Source organism: Asanoa sp. NPDC049475, assembly GCF_040676915.1.
GTDB lineage: Bacteria > Actinomycetota > Actinomycetes > Mycobacteriales > Micromonosporaceae > Asanoa.
Map to the genome: position 1 here is coordinate 368,997 of NZ_JBFAPY010000009.1, position 16,109 is coordinate 385,105.

Here is a 16,109-nt window from a genome sequence, read left to right on the forward strand (position 1 = left end):
GCGCCACGAGCCGGCCCGGCGGGGCCGCCCCGGCTCGTGCGGCGATGCTATCGGGACGGCGGCCGTCGCCGGTGCCGATGCAGCCGGGACGACCCGATCGCTGTCGGTCTTCGGTCATTCGTCGTCCGCCCGCCGTTCATTGTCCGTGATGCCGATGACCGGGTACGACGTGGACCCTCGTCAGCGCCGGGCCAGTCTGCGCCGGACCGCCGCCACCCCCGGGCGCACGTCGTGCCGGTCCAGTGGGTACGCCACCGCGCCGAACACCAGCACCACCACGATGCCCGCGACGATGCCGTGCCACAGCGCGGTCGGCTTGCTCGTCGCCTGTCCCCCGCTCAGCGCGTCGGCCACCGCCCAGCCCGCGGCCGCCGCCGCCGCGCCGGCCGTCAGGCCGACCACCAGCGCGCGGCCGAAGCCGGCCAGGGCCGCGCTCCCCGCCCGACGGTGCACCGCCAGCGTCAGCAGGACTCCCAGCACGAGCATGCCGACCGAGTTGGCCAGGGTCAGGGCCAGCAGCCGGTCGTCCTTGTCGAACCCGGCCGCCAGCGCGAACGCCGCGACCGAGACCGTCACCCATCCGATGGCGGTGGCGATCGCGGCCGGCCTGGGCAGGCCACGGGCGTAGAGGGCGCGGCTGAAGATGGCGAACAGGCCGTACCCGACGAGGCCCGGCGCGAAACCGGCGACCGCGGCCGGCAATCCGCCCAGCGCGAAGAACCCGCCGACCGGCTCGGCGACGGCGGCCAGGGCGGCGGCGCCGAGGCAGCTCAGCAGCAGCACACCGCGGGCGGCCGGGGCGAGCCGGTCGCGGTAGCCCGGGTGGTCGCCGGTGCTGTGCGCGGTCGCCAGGGCCGGGTAGACGGCGGTCGCCACGGGGACCGCCAGGATCGCCCAGGGCAGCAGGTAGACCGCCTGCGCGACGGTGAACACCACCGCGGCGCCCTCGGGGCCTTGGTTGGCCAGCCGCAGCGTGACGACCACCGCGACCTGCTGGAGGCCCACGGTCAGCACCCCGGCGCCGGCGAGCCGGCTCGCGTGCCGGCCGGCGCCGGCCGGGAACCGCCAGGTCGGGCGCCACGACAGGCCCAGGCCGCGGACCGGGATCAGCAGGCAGAGCGAGAGCACCACGACGCCGAGCGTGGTGCCGACCGCCAGGATGAGCTGGCCACCGACGCCGACCTGTGGCACGTCGGCCCGCACGCCCTCGACGGCCGCGAACAGGCCGTAGGTCGCCGCGACCACCACGCTGGACAGCAGCGGGGCGAGCACCGGCCAGGCGAACCGGCGGTGTGCCTGGAGCACGCCGGTGAGCACGACGCCGATCCCGTACAGCGGAAGCTGTGGCGCGAAGATCCGCAGCATCAGCACGCCGGCGTCCCGGGCCGGAGGCGAGAGATCGCCGGTCAGCCCGTCGATGATCGGGCCGGCCAGCAGCACGACCGCGACCGCCAGCGGCACGAGCGCCGTGAGCGTCCAGGTGAGCAGCGCCGCGACCGTGCCGGCCTCCGTGCGCCGGTCGCCGGCCGAGACCGCCCCGGCCAGCAGGGGCACGACCAGGGCCGCGAGCGCGCCGCCCGCGACGATCTCGAAGATGATGTTGGGCACCGTGTTCGCGGTGACGTAGGCCGTGCCGAGCACGGTCGAACCGACGAACCAGCCGAGCACGGCGGTACGCCCGAAGCCGGCGACCCGGCTGAGCACGGTGAGCCCGCCGATCAGGCCGGCGGCCCGCGCGACGCGCGGGCCGGGTACCGGAGGGGGTACGGCGGTGCTGGGAGGGGTGGACGCGCTCACGTCGTCAGGGGCGCCGTCCGAGCGCGTCTAGCTCGCGCAGCACCGGGGTGCGGGCAATGACCTGGGTGAAGCTGACCCGCTCGCTGGCGGCGGTCAACCCGGCCAGGCCGGCGAGCAGCGCCGCGCGGCCGACCGGACCGGTGCGGGCGGCCAGCGCCACGCCGAGCAGGGCGCCGAACGCGTTGGCGCCGGCGTCGCCGAGCATGACCTCTTCGCCGAGGTCGTCCGGGAGGATGCCGGCGGCCGCACCGAGCGGCCCGGCGACCAGACCGTGGCCGGGGCCGGCGGCGAGCGGCGCGGCGACCACGGCACCGGCCTTGATCGCCCGGCCGGGGCGCAGGTCGAGCAGGTTGAACAGGTTGGCGGTGCCGGCGATGACGCCGGCGCCGAGCGCGACGTCGACCGCCGTGCCCAGGCGGCCGCGGCCACGGCCGCGCCGGTCGGCGGCGAGCAGCGCGCTGGCCGCGAGGGCCGCCGCGCCGACACCGGCGATCTTGACCAGGCCGCTCGTCACCCGGCCCTCCTTGAGGGCGCCCAGGTGGCCCTTGAAGCCCTTGGCCTGATGCTCGGGTCGTCCGCCGACGAGGTCGTCGTAGAAGCCGACCGCGCCCGAGCCGAGGCCCGCGACCAGGGCCGCGCCGGCGGCGGGCGCACTGCCGGCGCCGGCCGCGGCGCTGGTCGCGGCACCCACGGCGAGCGCCGGGCCGGCGGCCAGGGTGACCGTGTGACCGCGGAAGTTGGTGCGCTGGAGTGTCTCGGCACCGCGCAGGCCGCGCAGCGCTGCCCGCGCGATCAGCGCGCCGGCGGTGGCCAGGGCCAACGAACGGCGGCGGCTCATTGCGGCTGCTGGGGCATCATCGAGGCGGCGCCGGCACCCAGGCCGTACTGGCCGGCCTTGTTCTGGTTGATCATCTCGGCGGTGGCCAGCGCGGCGACGACCTGACCCTGCGTGGTGTTGGTGTTGTCGATGGTGCTGATCGACTTGACCAGGGCACCGTCGCCGCGGATCGCGGCGATCACGTTGCCGTCGGTGGCGCCGTTGCCGGCCACGACCACAGAGCCCTGCTTGTCGAACTGGCTGACCATCGTCACGACGGCCTGGTCCTTCTGCACCGAATCCTTGTCGACGTAGGGCAGCCCGGTCACGATCACCACGGCCTGCGCCTGCTCGGTCACCTTGTCCTTGCCGGCGTCCGCGTAGCTGATGTACTTGGCCTTCTCGTACGCGGTCAGCAGCGCCGTGATCTCGGCGGCGGCCGGCGGCGTGCCCTGCGTGCGGTCGAGGACGGCGCTGGCCAGCAGCGCGCTCGCGGTCTCCACCCCGTCGCTGTTGCTCGGCAGGCCGGTGGTCGAGATGTTCGGCTGCGCGGCCGACGACGCGAGGTAGAGCAGCTCCTCCGCGTTGCCGGGGATGAAGAACGAGTCCTGCATCTCGATCCGGCCGGTGATCGTCGCGCCTGCCGTGGTCAGCATCGAGCGCACCGCGTCGGCCTGGTCGCGGCCGCTGGGGAGGGTGACCATCAGGACCTTGCGGCCGGTCAGCCGGCCCGGGAGGGCGACCTGCGCCATCTCGGCGGCGAAGTCCTCCTCGCTCTTGAGCTCTTCCTGAAGGCTGGAGACCTGGTCCCGTAGCTGGGTGTTGTCCTTGCGCAGCCCCGAGACGCGCTCGTTGAGCGAGTCGGCCACCGGGCCGTTGAGCGCCGCGGTGCCGACGACCAGCCCGATGGCCAGTGCCAGGAACACCGCGGTGAGTGACACCACGTGGTACCGGAAATTGATCACGCTGTTTGCCTTCTGATTCGGTCGGGCACGCCCCGCCCTTAGCTGAAGAGCTGTCCCAGTTGGAAGACCAAATTGTTCCACCACTCGGAAAGCACACCGAGATAGGCCTTGCCCACCGTCGAGACGGCGACGGCCGAGGCCATGGCGGAAAGGGCGCTGAGCACCAACAACAGCAGCGAGGAGCCGGAGATGCTCTGCCGGTAGAGGCGGCTGACGCCCTTGGCGTCGACCACCTTGCCACCGACCTTGAGGCGGGTGAGGAACGTGGACGCCATCCCGCCGCGCCCCTTGTCGAGGAACTCGACCAGGTTGTTGTGAGTGCCGACCGCCACTATGAGCGTGGCGCCCTTCTCGTCGGCCAGCAGCATCGCGACGTCTTCGCTGGTCGCGGCGGCCGGGAAGGTCAGCGCGGAGAGCCCGAGCTGGTGCACCCGGGCCAGGCCGGGCGCGCGCCCGTCCGGGTAGGCGTGGACGATCACCTCGGCGCCGCAGCGCAGCACGTCGTCGGTGACGGAGTCCATGTCGCCGATGATCATGTCGGGGGTGTAGCCCGCCTCGACCAGCGCGTCGGCGCCGCCGTCGACCCCGATCAGGACCGGCTTGAACTCCCGGATGTAAGGCCGGAGCACGTCGAGATCGTCCTTGTACTCGTAGCCCCGCACCACGATCAGGCAATGACGCCCGGCGATGGTGGTCTCGACATCGGGAACCCCGACGCCGTCGAGCAGGAGGTCGCGCTCCTGCTTGAGGTATTCCATCGTGTTGGCGGCGAACGCCTCGAGCTGCACGGACAGCCCTTCACGGGCGTCGGCCATGGCCTTGGCGACGGTCTCGGTGTCCTGGCGGGTGCCGTGCGCGATCGGCTCGCCGTTGACGAGCAGGGTGTTGCCGTCGATCCGGACGGTCTCGCCCTCGCGCAGCGACTGGAAGACGCTCTCACCGAGGTCGTCGACCAGGGGTATGCCGGCCTTGACCAGCACCTCGGGCCCCAGGTTGGGGTAACGGCCAGAGATCGACGGCTTGGCGTTGAGCACCGCGGTGACTCCGACCGCGACCAGCGAGTCGGCGGCCACCCGGTCAAGGTCGACGTGGTCGATCACGGCGACATCGCCCGGGCGCAACCGGCCGACCAGACGCTTGGTCCGGCGGTCGAGGCGCGCGGTGCCGGTGATTGTGCCCGGTTCGGCGCTCCGGGTCCGGCGCAAGGTGGGTAGACGCATCGTGACCATCCTGGCATGTCCGGCGAACGAATAGCGGTCGCGACATGCCTGAGCAGGGGTGCTAGCTATGGCACGCGTGGTGTTACCAGGCTTGTGCCGGCTCTCTAGCGAACCATGCGGGCGCCACTCGCGGCGGTGGCCCCCGTCACACCTTGCCCTTCTGTGGTCGTGTCCGCCCACCCATGGTGTGCGACCCGGCGTTAACCTCGCCGTTCCCGGGCCGCTACCGCGAGCAGTTCCTCCGCGTGCGCGATACCCAGATCGGAGTCCGGCAAACCCGCGAGCATGCGGGCAAGCTCCCTGGCCCGCTCGGTGTCCTCGACGACCCGCACCCCGCTGGTGGTCACGGCCCCGCCGGTGTCCTTGGCGACGACCAGGTGCCGGTCGGCGAAAGCGGCCACCTGGGGCAGGTGGGTCACGACCAACACCTGGTGGGTGCGGGCCAGCCGGGCCAGCCGGCGGCCGATCTCGACCGCGGCCCGCCCGCCGACCCCCGCGTCGACCTCGTCGAAGACCAGCGTGGGTGGGCCGCCGGCGCCGGCGAAGACCACCTCGATCGCCAGCATCACCCGGGACAGCTCACCGCCGGAGGCGCCCTTCTGCAGCGGCAGGCTGGGCGCGCCGGGGTGGGCCAACAGCCGGAGCTCGACGTCGTCGGCGCCCTCGGCGGTCACGGCGCTCGCCTCCAGCACCGCCACCTCCACCCTGGAGTGCGGCATCGCGAGGCCGGCCAGCTCGACGCTGACCTGCTCGGAGAACCGGCCGGCGGCCTCCTTGCGGGCGGCGGTGACCTTGCCGGCCAGGGCCGTCACCTCGTCTTCGAGGCGCTGCCGCTCGCGGTCGAGCTCGTCGAGCAGGTCGTCGGACGTGTCCAGCTCGCCCAGCCGGCCCCGGGCGCGGTCGGCCCACGCGATCACACCGTCGACGTCGTCGGCGTATTTGCGGGTCAGCGCCCGCAGCTCGGCCCGCCGCTCGTAGATCGTCTGAAGCCGGTCGGGGTCGGCGTCGAGGCTGTCGAGATAGGAGGACAGCTCCGCGGTCACGTCACCGATCAGCGTGGCCGCCTCGTCGAGCCGCACCGCGAGGTCACCCAGCTTGGCGTCGACGCCGGCCTGGCCCTCCAGCGACCGCTTGGCCGCGCCCAGCAGCCCGGTGGCGTGCGGCGCCTCGTCGGCCCCGTCGCCGGCGACCGCCTGGTAGGCGGCGATCGCGGCCACCCGCAGCCCCTCGGCGTGCTCGAGCCGCTGCGCCTCGGCCTTGAGGTCGTCGTCCTCGCCCGGCTGCGGGTCGACGCGGGTGATCTCGTCGAGGCCGAGCCGGAGCAGGTCGGCCTCCTGGTTGCGCTCGCGGGCGTTGCGGCGGCGGTCGGCCAGGTCGTCGGCCACCGCGCGCCAGCGGGTGTAGGTCTCGCGCATCTGCCCGAGCAGCTTCTCGTGGTCGGCGCCCGCGAACCGGTCGAGCGCGGCGCGCTGCTCGGCCGGGCGCAGCAGCCGCAGCTGGTCGGACTGGCCGTGCACGGCGACCACCTGCTCGCCGATCTCGGACAGGGTGGCCACGGGCATCGATCGCCCACCGACATGGGCACGCGAGCGGCCCTCGGCGGTCACGGTGCGGCTGAGCAGCAGCGAACCGTCGTCGTCGGGCTCGGCACCGGCGTCACCGACGCGGGTGTGGACGGTGGTCGCGACCTGGCCACGGAGCCGCAGTCGACCCTCGACCAGCGCGCGTCCTGGGTCGGCGCGCACCCGGCCGGCGTCGGCCCGCCCACCGAAGAGCAGCCCAAGACCCGTGACCACCATGGTCTTGCCGGCGCCGGTCTCGCCGGTGATGACGTTCATGCCGCCCGCCAGGGGCAGCGTCGTGTCGTCGATGACCCCGAGCCCGGTTATCCGCAACTCTTCCAGCACAGGACACGACAGTAGTAGCGGGGTCCGACAGTTGACCAGCCACGCCGGCTTGTCGCCGAAAGTGGTAGCACACTATGCCGGTAAACCGTTTGGCAGCCGGTTCGTCACCCGGCGTTCGTCTGGCGCTCACGGCTGGGCCGGGCTGGTTGCCGATGCTCTGTCGTTATGGCTCTGATCAGCGTCGTCATCCCGGTCTACCGGGTGGAGGCCTACCTCGCGGACTGTCTGGACTCGGTGCTCGGGCAGCCCGGTGACCTCGAGGTGGTCGCCGTCGACGACGCCTCCGACGACGGGTGCGCCGCGATCCTCGCCGGCTACGCGGCCCGCGACGACCGCCTGCGCGTGGTCACCATGGCCCGGAACTCCGGGCTGGGCGCCGCCCGCAACGCCGGCGTCGCCGCCGCGACCGGCGAGTTCGTCTGGTTCGTCGACAGCGACGACTGGCTGCCGGCAGGCAGCATCGAGGCCGCCTCCCAGCGGCTGCGCGCCACCGACCCGGACGTGCTCGTCCTCGGCTACAGCCGGGTCTACACCGACGGCCGCGTCGAGACGCACCTGCCCGGCGTCGAGGCCGACGTGCGCACCGACCGCCCCGTCACGCTGGCCACCGCGCCCCGCCTGGTCGAGCACCTCTGGCTGGCCTGCACCAAGATCTTCCGCCGCTCGGCGCTGCCGGTGACCTTCCCGACCGGCTGGTACGAGGACGTCGCGTTCGTGCTGCCCGCCCTGCTCGCCGCCGAGCGGATCGTGCTGCTGGACCGGGACTGCTACGCCTACCGTCAGCGCGACCGGCAGATCACCCGCACCGTCGACGACCGGCACTTCGACGTCTTCCTCCAATGGGACCGGGTGTTCGCGTTCATGGACGCGGACCCCGACCGGTACGCCGCCGCCCGCCCCGCCGTCTTCCGCCGGATGATCTGGCACTGCCTCCAGGTCCTCGGACATGAGCAAAGAATCGCGCGCAGCCGCCGGCGGGCGTATTTTCTACGGGTGAGCGCCCAGTACCGCCGGCACGAGCCGGCCACCGGCGTCCCGATGCCGGGCGGCAACGAGGGCGTCAAGCAGCGTCTGGTCGCCGCGGGTGCCTACAACCTCTACGAGGGCCTGATGGCCGCCTGGAACGTGCGCAAGCGGCTCTCCGGCAACCGCCGGCCCGCGCCCGTCGCGTCCGCGCCACCGCAGCGCGCCCGGATCGCCGGTTGATCTCCGCGGCGCGGAGCTCCGCATTACGGCTCGCCGACGCCGTCGGCGCCCGGGTGGTCCGGCTCGGCACCACCGCCCTCGTCGTCGCCGGCTCCGTCGACCAGCTCCGCGACATCGCGGCCGGCCCGTTCGCCGCCGAACCCGCCACCCGGGTCCGCGTGCTGGTCGCGTACTGGCGGCACACACCGTGGTCGGCACCGGTGGCCCCGGCCCGGCACCTCGTCCGGCACCGGGTCGCCCGGCCGCACCTGCGCCGCGGCTCGGCGGTCGTCTCGCTGCGCTACGCCCGGCCGGTGCCGATCGGTGACGCGATCCGCACCGCGCTGACCGCGCTCGCACCGAACGACCCGTGGCCCCGGTCGGCCCCGGTGGTCGCCGATCCGGTGCGGTTCGACGCCACCCGGATCAACCCCCGTGGCCGGCGTCCGGCCGCCTACCGGCCCGAAGCGCCCCGGCTGGTGCTCGACTCCCCCACCTTCGACGCCCGGACCCTCGCGCGGCTGCGCGGCGCCGGCGCGGCCGGCGTCGGGGCACGCATCGGGCCGGCCGCGCTCGCCGCGCTGTGCGCGACCGGCGTGCTGGTCGACGCGTCCGCCGTGCCCGTGCCGGTCCGGGCCGCGCTGGCACCCGAGCTGCTCGCCGTCCTCGACGAGCCGCCGCCGGCGCCGGACGCCCTCGCGGTCGAGGCGCGCAGCGTGCGGCAGCGCCGGGCGGCCCTGCGCCACCACGCGGCCGGGCTGGGCGAGCCACCGGCCGTCACCGCCATCCTCGCCACCCGCCGCCCCGAGCTGCTCGGGCCGGTGCTCGCGATGCTCGCCGCTCAGACGTACCCCCGGCTCGAGATCGTGGTCTGCCTGCACGGCGTGCCCGCGCCGGCGGACCTGTCCGAGGCCCTGGCCGGGCGGCCCCACCAGATCCTGGAGGTGCCTGGCGAGACCAGCTTCGGCACGGTCCTCGGGCTGGCCACCGCGCGCGCCGCCGGCACGCTGGTGACCAAAGTGGACGACGACGACACCTACGGCCCCGAGCACGTCTGGGATCTGGTGCTGGCCCGGCACTACTCCGGCGCGACGCTAGTGGGCAAGGGCAGCGAGCTCGTCTTCCTGGAGGACCGCGGGACCGTTCTGCGCCGTCGCTCGGGCGTGCCGGAGGCGTTCGGCGAGATGGTCTCCGGCGGCACGATGCTGATGGCCAAGGGCGACCTCGAGGCGGTCGGCGGCTGGCGGCCGGTGCCGCGCTCGGTCGACCTCGGCCTGATCCAGCGGCTGGTCCGGGCGGGCGGCACCATCTACCGCACGCACCCGCTCGGCTACGTCTACCACCGGCGGGCCACCGGGCACACCTGGGATCCGGGCGAGGACTACTTCCTGCGCAACGCGTCGACCACCTGGCCGGCCATCCCGCCGGACGCCCTCGCCTAGATCTTCGCGCCGCGCCAGCCGTCGACGGGCAGGCCGAACTTGGCCACCAGGCGGTCCGTGAACGGGCGCGGGCGCAGCCGGACGATGCGCACCGGCAGCGTGCCCCGCTGGACGCTGATCTGGGCGCCGGGCGGCAGGTCGTAGACGCGACGGCCGTCGCAGCACAGCACCGCGAGGTTGGTGAACGGGTCGACGGTGATGGTGAACGTCGACGTGGGCGCCGTCACCAGCGGCTTGCTGAACAGGGCGTGGGCGCTGATCGGCACCAGCAGCAGGGCCTCGACCTCGGGCCAGACGACCGGGCCACCGGCGGAGAACGCGTACGCGGTCGAGCCCGTGGGCGTCGCACAGACCACGCCGTCGCAGCCGTAGCGGGACAGCGGCCGGCCGTCGACGTCGACCAGCAGCTCGAGCATCTGCGCCCGTTGCCCCTTCTCGACGCTGATCTCGTTGAGCGCCCACGACTCGACCACCTGGCCGCCGGGCGTGAGCTCCGCCCGCACGTCGAGGGTGAGCCGCTCGTCCACCGTGTAGTCACGGTTGACGACGTCGCGTACCGCCTGGTCGATGTCGTCGATCTCGGCCTCGGCCAGGAAGCCGACCTTGCCGAGGTTGATGCCCAGCAGCGGTGCCTTCGCCGGGCGGGCGAGCTCCGCGGCGCGCAGGAACGTGCCGTCGCCGCCGAGCGCGAACACGATCTCGGCGCCGTCGGCGGCGTCGATGTCGCTGCGCGGCACCACACCCGGCACCTCGAGGTCGTCGACCTCGTCGGCGACCACCCGCACCTCGAAGCCGGCCCGGATCAGGTCATTGGCCACCGTACGGGCGTGCTCGGTGCTCCGCCGCCGCCCGGTGTGGGTCACCAGGAGCGCAACCCGGCTCATGCTGTCTCCTCGCGGACTGCCGTCGGACCGGCGGCGACGATCGCACGCACCTCGTCCGGGACGGCGGGTGGCGCGTCGCGCCGGAACCAGACGAAGAACTCGACGTTGCCGCTCGGGCCGGGCAGCGGGCTGGCGACCACGCCGGCCACGCCCAGGCCGAGCCCGGCGGCGGCCGCGGCCACGTCGAGCACCGCTTCGGCCCGTAGCTCCGGCTCGCGGACCACGCCGCCGGCGCCGACCCGCTCCTTGCCGACCTCGAACTGCGGCTTGACCATCAGCGCCAGGTCGCCGTCGGGCTCAGTGCAGGCCGCCAGGGCCGGCAGCACCAGCCGCAACGAGATGAACGAGAGGTCCGCGACGGTCAACGACACCGGACCACCGATCTGGTCGGGTTCGAGGGTACGTACGTTGGTGCGCTCGAAGACCCGCACCCGCTCGTCGGTGCGTAGCGACCAGGCGAGCTGGCCGTAGCCGACGTCGACCGCCACCACCTCGGCCGCACCGGCGCGCAGCAGCACCTCGGTGAAGCCGCCGGTCGACGCGCCGGCGTCGAGGCACCGCCGGCCGCTGACGGTGAGGCCGCTGAAGCCGGCCAGCGCGCCGAGCAGCTTGTGCGCGCCGCGGGACACGTAGGTCGGGTCGTCGCCGGTGACCAGCACCGCGTCGGCCGGGTCGACCATCGCGGCGGCCTTGTGCGCGACCACACCGCGGACCTTCACCCGGCCGGCCTCGACCAGCTCGGCGGCCTGCTCCCGGGAGCGGGCCAGCTTGCGCCGGACCAGCTCGGTGTCGAGTCGGTTTCGACGGGCCATGGCCAGTGTGGCTCAGGCCTGGTCGATGGTGGCGAGGGTCTCCCGCAGGGTGCGGTAGGCCGCCTCGTACTCGGCGATCTGGTCGGCCGGCGACAGCTCGGCCGCGTTGGTCATCGACCGGATCGCGGCGTCGACGGCCGGGTGACCCGACATGCCGTCGGCCGGCGGCGTGAGCTCGACCGGCTGCGGCGGGGCGACCCGGGCGAACATCCCGGGGTTCGGCACGGGAGCGGTCACGAGGCACCACCCGCCTTCTTGGCCGGCGCGGTCGTCTTCTTCGCCGCGGTCTTCTTCGCGACGGCCTTCTTCGCCGTGGTCTTCTTGGCCGAGGTGTCCGTCGCGTTCGCCGTCGCGGTGTCGGTCGTCGCGGTGTCAGTGGTCGCGTCGTTCGTCGTCGCGGCGGTCTTCTTGGCCGCGACCTTCTTGGCGGCTGTCTTCTTCGCGGCCGCGGCCTTCGCGGGCGCCGTGACCGCCGCCTTCTTGCTTGGGGCGATCTTGGTCGGGGCTGCCTTGGCCGGGGCGCTCTTGGCCGGGGCGCTCTTCGCCGGGGCCGGCGCGTCGGCGATCGCCTCGGCGGCGTCGGCACGGGCGCGCTCGGCGCGGAGCTCGACCTCGAGGTCGCGTACCCGCGTGTTGAGGTCGGCGACCTCCTCCGCCGTGGCCAGGCCCACCCGGCCGAGCGTCTTGTCGATCTCGAAGCGGATCAACTTGACGAGCGCCTCGCGGTTGGCCGCGCTGGTGGTGACCATCTCCTCGGCGATGGCGGTCAGCTGTGCCGCGGTGGCGCCGCCCTTGCCGACGAGCTTGCGGGCGACCTTCTCGGCCTTCTTGCGCGACGTCTCCGTAGCGCCCAGGGCCAGCTCCAGGTATGCCCGCCACGCGTCCTGCATCGTCTGCGTCCTCTCCGGCTCGGGGTCTGTGCCCAGCTGGAAATCACCAGGCTTCGGCTCCACGCTACCGGGCGCCTATGTCGGCCTTGTGCGGTACCGTGCCCGGAGATCACGTGGCGCGAGGGGAGCAGGGGTTTGGCCACCGTTGACGAATGTCGGGACGCGATGCACGAGCTCGCGGCAAGGCTCGCCGGCAATGCCGACGCGCAGAGCCGGCTGGATCTCGAGCGCACCGTGGCCTGTCGGCTGACCGACCTGGGCGCCGCGTTCCACGGCCGGCTGCACAACGGGCTGCTGGTCGACATCACCGACGGCGACGACCCCAAGGCGAAGATCGCGCTGACGCTGAAGAGCGACGACTTCCTGGCGCTGGTCCGCGGCGACCTCGACTTCGCCCGCGCCCTGGCCGGCGGTCAGATGCGCATCAAGGCCAATCCGTTCGACCTGCTCAAGCTGCGCAAGCTCCTCTAGAGCCCCAGCTCTCGCAGCTTCGCGGCGGCCTCGTCGGTCGCACCTTGGAGCCCGGTGACGTCCGTGCCGGCCCAGGCGGCCGCGCAGATGGTGCGCAAAGCGGCCATCGAATCGCCGTGGCCCTCCAGCCGGCCGTCCGTGACCCGCCAGCCGGTGCCCTCGCCGGTGATCGCCAGCGTCTCCACGTCGTCGAAGAGCCCGGCCAGGTCCGTGGCGACGTACGTGGGCCGGCGCTCCGGCGGCGCCGCGACCAGGTCGCGCGGCTGGCTGACGCCGGTGAGCACGAGCAGGCTGTCCAGCCCGGCCCGGACCGCGCCCTCGATGTCGGTGTCGAGCCGGTCGCCGACCACCACCGGACGGCTGGCGGCCTCGCGCTTGACGGCCTCCTCGAAGAGCACCGCCTCGGGCTTGCCGATCACCTCGTCGGGCTCGCGGTCGAGCGCGGTGCGCAGCACGGCCACCAGTGAGCCGTTGCCGGGCAGCGGGCCACGCGGGCTGGGCAGCGTGCGGTCGGTGTTGGTCGCGATCCAGAGCGCGCCGGCGCGTACGGCCAGGGCGGCCTCGGCCAGGATCACCCAGCCGACCTCCCGGCCGTAGCCCTGTACCACCGCCACCGGCTGGTCGTCGGCACTGCTGACCGGCGTCAGGCCACAGTCGAAGACCTCCTGGCGGAGCGCCTCGGCCCCCACGACCAGCACGCGCGCCCCGCTGTCGAGCCGATCCGCCAGGCGCCGGGCGGCGGCCGCGGCCGAGGTCAGCACCTCTTCGGCCTCGGCCGGGACGCCCAGGCCACGGAGCAGGTCGGCAACCTCGCGCGCGCGCCGGCTGGCGTTGTTCGTCGCGTACGCGATCGACCGGCCCTGCTCGTGCAGGCGCCGCACCGCGTCCACCGCGCCGGGCACGGCCTTGTCGGACAGGTAGATGACCCCGTCGAGATCAAAGATCACGAGGTCGTACGCGTCCGCGAGCCGGCCCGACGCCGGCGGCGACAAGGTCATCGCTTGTCGTCGGTGTCGTCGATCTCGGGAAGGACCTTGCGGTCGTCGGCGTCGAGGTCGGCGTCCGGGTCCGCGTCGATCTCGGCGTCGACGGGGACCTCCTCGTCCGGCTGGCCCTCGGCGTCGACCTCGACGGTCTCGTCCTCGTCCTCGTCGCCCGGCACGTCGTCGTCCGCTGTCTCCTGCGGCAGGCCGCCGGAAACCGAGCCGACCGACTGGTCGCCGGCGACCGTCGCGGGGAGGTCGTCGTCGTCCTCGTCCTCGTCGTCGACGTCGACGTCGGAGTCCACCGCGGCGTCGTCGGCGGCGAGGCCTTCTGAGTCGAGCTCGAGGTCGTCGTCCTGGTCCTCGTCGTCCTCGTCGTCCTCGTCCGCGGCGTCCTCCGCGTCGCCGTCGTCGAGGATCGCGTCCTCGTCCGCGGCGTCGTCGTCGGCGAGGGCGGCGTCGGGTTCGTCGTCGTCCTGCTCGTCGCCCTCGATCGTGACGCCGTCGAGCTCCAGCAGGCGCTCGGCCGCGTCGGTCTCGCTGTCCTGGTCGACTTCGGCGGCACGGGCGAACCACTCGCGTGCCTCGTCCCGCCGGTCGGCGGCCAGCAGCGCGTCGGCGTAGGCGTACCGCAGGCGCCCGGCCCACGGCTCCTCCGAACCGCTGGTGAGCTCGCGAACCTGGAGCATCGCGACGGCGGCGTCCTTCTGGCCGAGGTCGCCGCGCGCGCCGGCCGCCACGATGAGCAGCTCGACGGCGTCGGCCGCGGCCAGCGCGGACCGGTCGGCACCCCGGTAAAGGTCGATCGCCCGCTCCGGACGGCCGAGCGCGCGCTCGCAGTCCGCGAGCACGGCCAGGTGGTCCTGACGCCCGGTCATCCGGTGGTACGTACGCAGCTCACCGATCGCGGTCTGCCACTCACCGGCGTGGTACGCGGCCAGTCCGACCGCCTCGCGCACCGCCGCGATCCGCGAGGCGAGCCGGCGGGCGGCCAGCGCGTGCGCCAGCGCCTCCTCCGGGTCCTCGTCGATCAGCCGGCCGGTCGCCACCAGGTGCCGGGCCACGACCTCGGCCACCGGGCGGTTGAGCCCGAGCAGCTCGGCGCGAACGTCCTTGTCGAGGTCCGCCGAGGTGATGTCCTCGGGGATCGACGGGCCGGCCGTCGACGGCCGCTCGTCGCGTGCCTCGTCGCGCGGTCCACGGTCGTCCCGGGGTCCACGGTCGTCGCGGGGTCCACGGTCGTCGCGGGATCCACGGTCGCTGCGGAAGCCGCGGTCGTCGCGGTCCCGGAAGCCGCCTCGGTCCTCGCGGGGGCGGAAGCCACCCCGGTCACCACCCCGGTCGTCGCGCGGACCCGAGCGGAAGCCGCCACGGTCGTCGCGATCCCGGTAGGAGGGGCGGTCACCGCCGCGCTGACCAGGGCCGGAGCGGAAGCCACCCCGGTCGTCCCGGTCGCCCCGCTGGCCGGGCCGGAAGCCCTCGTCGCGGCCACGGAACGGGCGGTCGCCGCCACGGTCGTCACGGTCGCGGTACGACGGACGGTCGCCACCACGGTCGTCCCGCGGGCGGAAGCCACGGTTGTCGCGGTCGCCGTAGGAACGGCCACCCCGGTCACCCTCGCGCGGCGGACCCGAGCGGTAGCCGCCCCGGTCGCCCTCACGCGGGCCGGAACGGAACCCGCCACGGTCGCCGCCGCGGTCGTCGCGGTCGCGGTACGACGGACGGTCGCCACCCCGGTCGTCGCGGGGGCGGAAGCCGCCGCGGTCACCGTCACGCGGAGGACCCGAGCGGAAGCCACCACGGTCGCCGCCGCGGTCGTCGCGCGGGCGGAAGCCACCACGGTCACCGCCACGGTCGTCACGCGGACCCGAGCGGAAGCCGCCACGGTCGTCACGCGGACCGGACCGGAAGCCGCCACGGTCGTCGCGGTCGCGGTAGGGCCGGTCCCCGTCACGCGGCGGGCCAGACCGGTAGCCACCACGGTCACCACCGCGGTCGTCACGCGGACCCGAGCGGAAGCCGCCACGGTCGTCGCGGGGGCGGAAGCCACCGCGGTCGTCACGCGGTCCGGACCGGAAGCCACCGCGGTCACCGCCACGGTCGTCACGCGGACCCGAGCGGAAGCCGCCACGGTCGTCGCGGTCGCGGTAGGGCCGGTCCCCGTCACGCGGCGGGCCAGAGCGGTAGCCGCCCCGGTCACCACCGCGGTCGTCACGCGAACCAGAACGGAAACCGCCACGGTCGTCTCGCGGAGGACCCGAGCGGAAGCCACCACGGTCACCGCCACGGTCGTCACGGCTGCCGTAGCCACGGCCCCCGCCGGCGCCCCGGTCGCCGGAGCCACCTCGATCGCCGTAGCCGCCGCGTCCGGAGCCGCCGTCGCGGGATCCACCGCGGTAGCCGCCCCGGTCACCCTGCGGCCGGTCTCCGTCACGGCGCGGACGCGAACCGCGGTCGTCGCGGTTACCCCGGTCGCCGTGGTCACGGGAACGGCCCTCGCCGCCGCGGTCGTCGTCGCGGCGGTCGCGAGGGGCGTCGCCGCCCTGGTCTGCACTCACGGGGTACATCCTTCCTGATGCCGGATTGGCCGGCACATGCAGTCAAGGGCCGCCCCTATGGGTCGGCCCTTGACTGGAATGATTGTCCGGCGGTGTCCTACTCTCCCACACCCTCCCGGGTGCAGTACCATCGGCGCTGGAGGGCTTAGCTTCCGGGTTCGGAATGTGACCGGGCGTT

Annotated in this window: 14 protein-coding genes and 1 rRNA gene; 3 read left to right on the plus strand and 12 right to left on the minus strand. The window is 74.0% G+C overall.

Annotation, left to right across the window (positions count from 1 at the left end):
• Nucleotides 1–180 precede the first annotated feature (180 nt).
• From AB0J88_RS33820 to recN, 5 genes are all read right to left on the minus strand, one after another.
• On the minus strand, nt 181–1,797 hold the full coding sequence (locus AB0J88_RS33820) for a lipid II flippase MurJ (protein ID WP_364361271.1): 1,617 nt from the start codon (nt 1,795–1,797) through the stop codon (nt 181–183).
• Nucleotides 1,798–1,801: 4 nt separating this feature from the next.
• A complete protein-coding gene (locus AB0J88_RS33825; RefSeq protein ID WP_364361273.1) occupies nt 1,802–2,635 on the minus strand; it encodes a hypothetical protein in 834 nt (277 codons plus the stop codon).
• Complete coding sequence (locus AB0J88_RS33830; protein WP_364361275.1) at nt 2,632–3,579, minus strand: copper transporter; 948 nt, start codon at nt 3,577–3,579, stop codon at nt 2,632–2,634. Before AB0J88_RS33830 ends, AB0J88_RS33825 begins: the two co-directional genes overlap by 4 nt.
• A gap of 38 nt (nt 3,580–3,617) precedes the next feature.
• Nucleotides 3,618–4,799: a putative cytokinetic ring protein SteA gene (gene steA, locus AB0J88_RS33835; RefSeq protein ID WP_364361277.1), complete on the minus strand. Its 1,182-nt coding sequence runs from the start codon at nt 4,797–4,799 to the stop codon at nt 3,618–3,620.
• A 200-nt stretch (nt 4,800–4,999) separates the two neighbouring features.
• Complete coding sequence (gene recN / locus AB0J88_RS33840; RefSeq protein WP_364361279.1) at nt 5,000–6,706, minus strand: DNA repair protein RecN; 1,707 nt, start codon at nt 6,704–6,706, stop codon at nt 5,000–5,002.
• Between the two features lie 165 nt (nt 6,707–6,871).
• On the opposite strand from recN, the gene AB0J88_RS33845 reads away from it, so the two are divergent.
• Together AB0J88_RS33845 and AB0J88_RS33850 are read left to right on the plus strand one after the other, a co-directional pair.
• Complete coding sequence (locus AB0J88_RS33845; protein WP_364361281.1) at nt 6,872–7,912, plus strand: glycosyltransferase family 2 protein; 1,041 nt, start codon at nt 6,872–6,874, stop codon at nt 7,910–7,912.
• On the plus strand, nt 7,909–9,333 hold the full coding sequence (locus AB0J88_RS33850) for a glycosyltransferase (protein ID WP_364361283.1): 1,425 nt from the start codon (nt 7,909–7,911) through the stop codon (nt 9,331–9,333). The genes AB0J88_RS33845 and AB0J88_RS33850 overlap by 4 nt, the downstream gene beginning before the upstream one ends.
• Here the strand turns inward: AB0J88_RS33850 and AB0J88_RS33855 are convergent.
• From AB0J88_RS33855 to AB0J88_RS33870, 4 genes are read right to left on the minus strand one after another with little or no spacing between them, the layout of a single operon-like run.
• On the minus strand, nt 9,330–10,217 hold the full coding sequence (locus AB0J88_RS33855; RefSeq protein WP_364361284.1) for an NAD kinase: 888 nt from the start codon (nt 10,215–10,217) through the stop codon (nt 9,330–9,332). The genes AB0J88_RS33850 and AB0J88_RS33855 overlap by 4 nt on opposite strands.
• Nucleotides 10,214–11,029, minus strand: coding sequence for a TlyA family RNA methyltransferase (locus AB0J88_RS33860; RefSeq protein ID WP_364361286.1), 816 nt, complete (start codon nt 11,027–11,029; stop codon nt 10,214–10,216). The genes AB0J88_RS33855 and AB0J88_RS33860 overlap by 4 nt, the downstream gene beginning before the upstream one ends.
• A gap of 12 nt (nt 11,030–11,041) precedes the next feature.
• Nucleotides 11,042–11,239: a hypothetical protein gene (locus AB0J88_RS33865; RefSeq protein ID WP_364361302.1), complete on the minus strand. Its 198-nt coding sequence runs from the start codon at nt 11,237–11,239 to the stop codon at nt 11,042–11,044.
• Between the two features lie 23 nt (nt 11,240–11,262).
• The gene (locus AB0J88_RS33870) at nt 11,263–11,919 is read right to left on the minus strand and encodes a hypothetical protein (RefSeq protein WP_364361288.1); all 657 of its coding nucleotides are present in this window, start codon (nt 11,917–11,919) and stop codon (nt 11,263–11,265) included.
• Nucleotides 11,920–12,054: 135 nt separating this feature from the next.
• Between AB0J88_RS33870 and AB0J88_RS33875 the strand changes: the two genes are divergently transcribed.
• Nucleotides 12,055–12,390: an alkyl sulfatase C-terminal domain-containing protein gene (locus AB0J88_RS33875; RefSeq protein ID WP_364361290.1), complete on the plus strand. Its 336-nt coding sequence runs from the start codon at nt 12,055–12,057 to the stop codon at nt 12,388–12,390.
• Here the strand turns inward: AB0J88_RS33875 and AB0J88_RS33880 are convergent.
• From AB0J88_RS33880 to rrf, 3 genes are all read right to left on the minus strand, one after another.
• The gene (locus AB0J88_RS33880) at nt 12,387–13,388 is read right to left on the minus strand and encodes an HAD-IIA family hydrolase (protein WP_364361292.1); all 1,002 of its coding nucleotides are present in this window, start codon (nt 13,386–13,388) and stop codon (nt 12,387–12,389) included. The two genes, AB0J88_RS33875 and AB0J88_RS33880, sit on opposite strands and share 4 nt — an antisense overlap.
• The gene (locus AB0J88_RS33885) at nt 13,385–14,437 is read right to left on the minus strand and encodes a hypothetical protein (RefSeq protein WP_364361304.1); all 1,053 of its coding nucleotides are present in this window, start codon (nt 14,435–14,437) and stop codon (nt 13,385–13,387) included. The genes AB0J88_RS33880 and AB0J88_RS33885 overlap by 4 nt, the downstream gene beginning before the upstream one ends.
• 1,578 nt (nt 14,438–16,015) lie before the next feature.
• Nucleotides 16,016–16,109, minus strand: a 5S ribosomal RNA gene (rrf, locus tag AB0J88_RS33890); the annotation flags it as partial.

Excerpts from the sequence above, each read along its gene's own strand:
- AB0J88_RS33870 (WP_364361288.1), bottom strand. The coding sequence starts at position 11,919 with ATGCAGGACGCGTGGCGGGCATACCTGGAGCTGGCCCTGGGCGCTACG.
- AB0J88_RS33865 (WP_364361302.1), bottom strand. The coding sequence starts at position 11,239 with ATGTTCGCCCGGGTCGCCCCGCCGCAGCCGGTCGAGCTCACGCCGCCG.
- steA (WP_364361277.1), bottom strand. The coding sequence starts at position 4,799 with ATGCGTCTACCCACCTTGCGCCGGACCCGGAGCGCCGAACCGGGCACA.
- AB0J88_RS33845 (WP_364361281.1), top strand. The coding sequence starts at position 6,872 with ATGGCTCTGATCAGCGTCGTCATCCCGGTCTACCGGGTGGAGGCCTAC.
- AB0J88_RS33880 (WP_364361292.1), bottom strand. The coding sequence starts at position 13,388 with ATGACCTTGTCGCCGCCGGCGTCGGGCCGGCTCGCGGACGCGTACGAC.
- AB0J88_RS33855 (WP_364361284.1), bottom strand. The coding sequence starts at position 10,217 with ATGAGCCGGGTTGCGCTCCTGGTGACCCACACCGGGCGGCGGCGGAGC.
- AB0J88_RS33825 (WP_364361273.1), bottom strand. The coding sequence starts at position 2,635 with ATGAGCCGCCGCCGTTCGTTGGCCCTGGCCACCGCCGGCGCGCTGATC.
- AB0J88_RS33860 (WP_364361286.1), bottom strand. The coding sequence starts at position 11,029 with ATGGCCCGTCGAAACCGACTCGACACCGAGCTGGTCCGGCGCAAGCTG.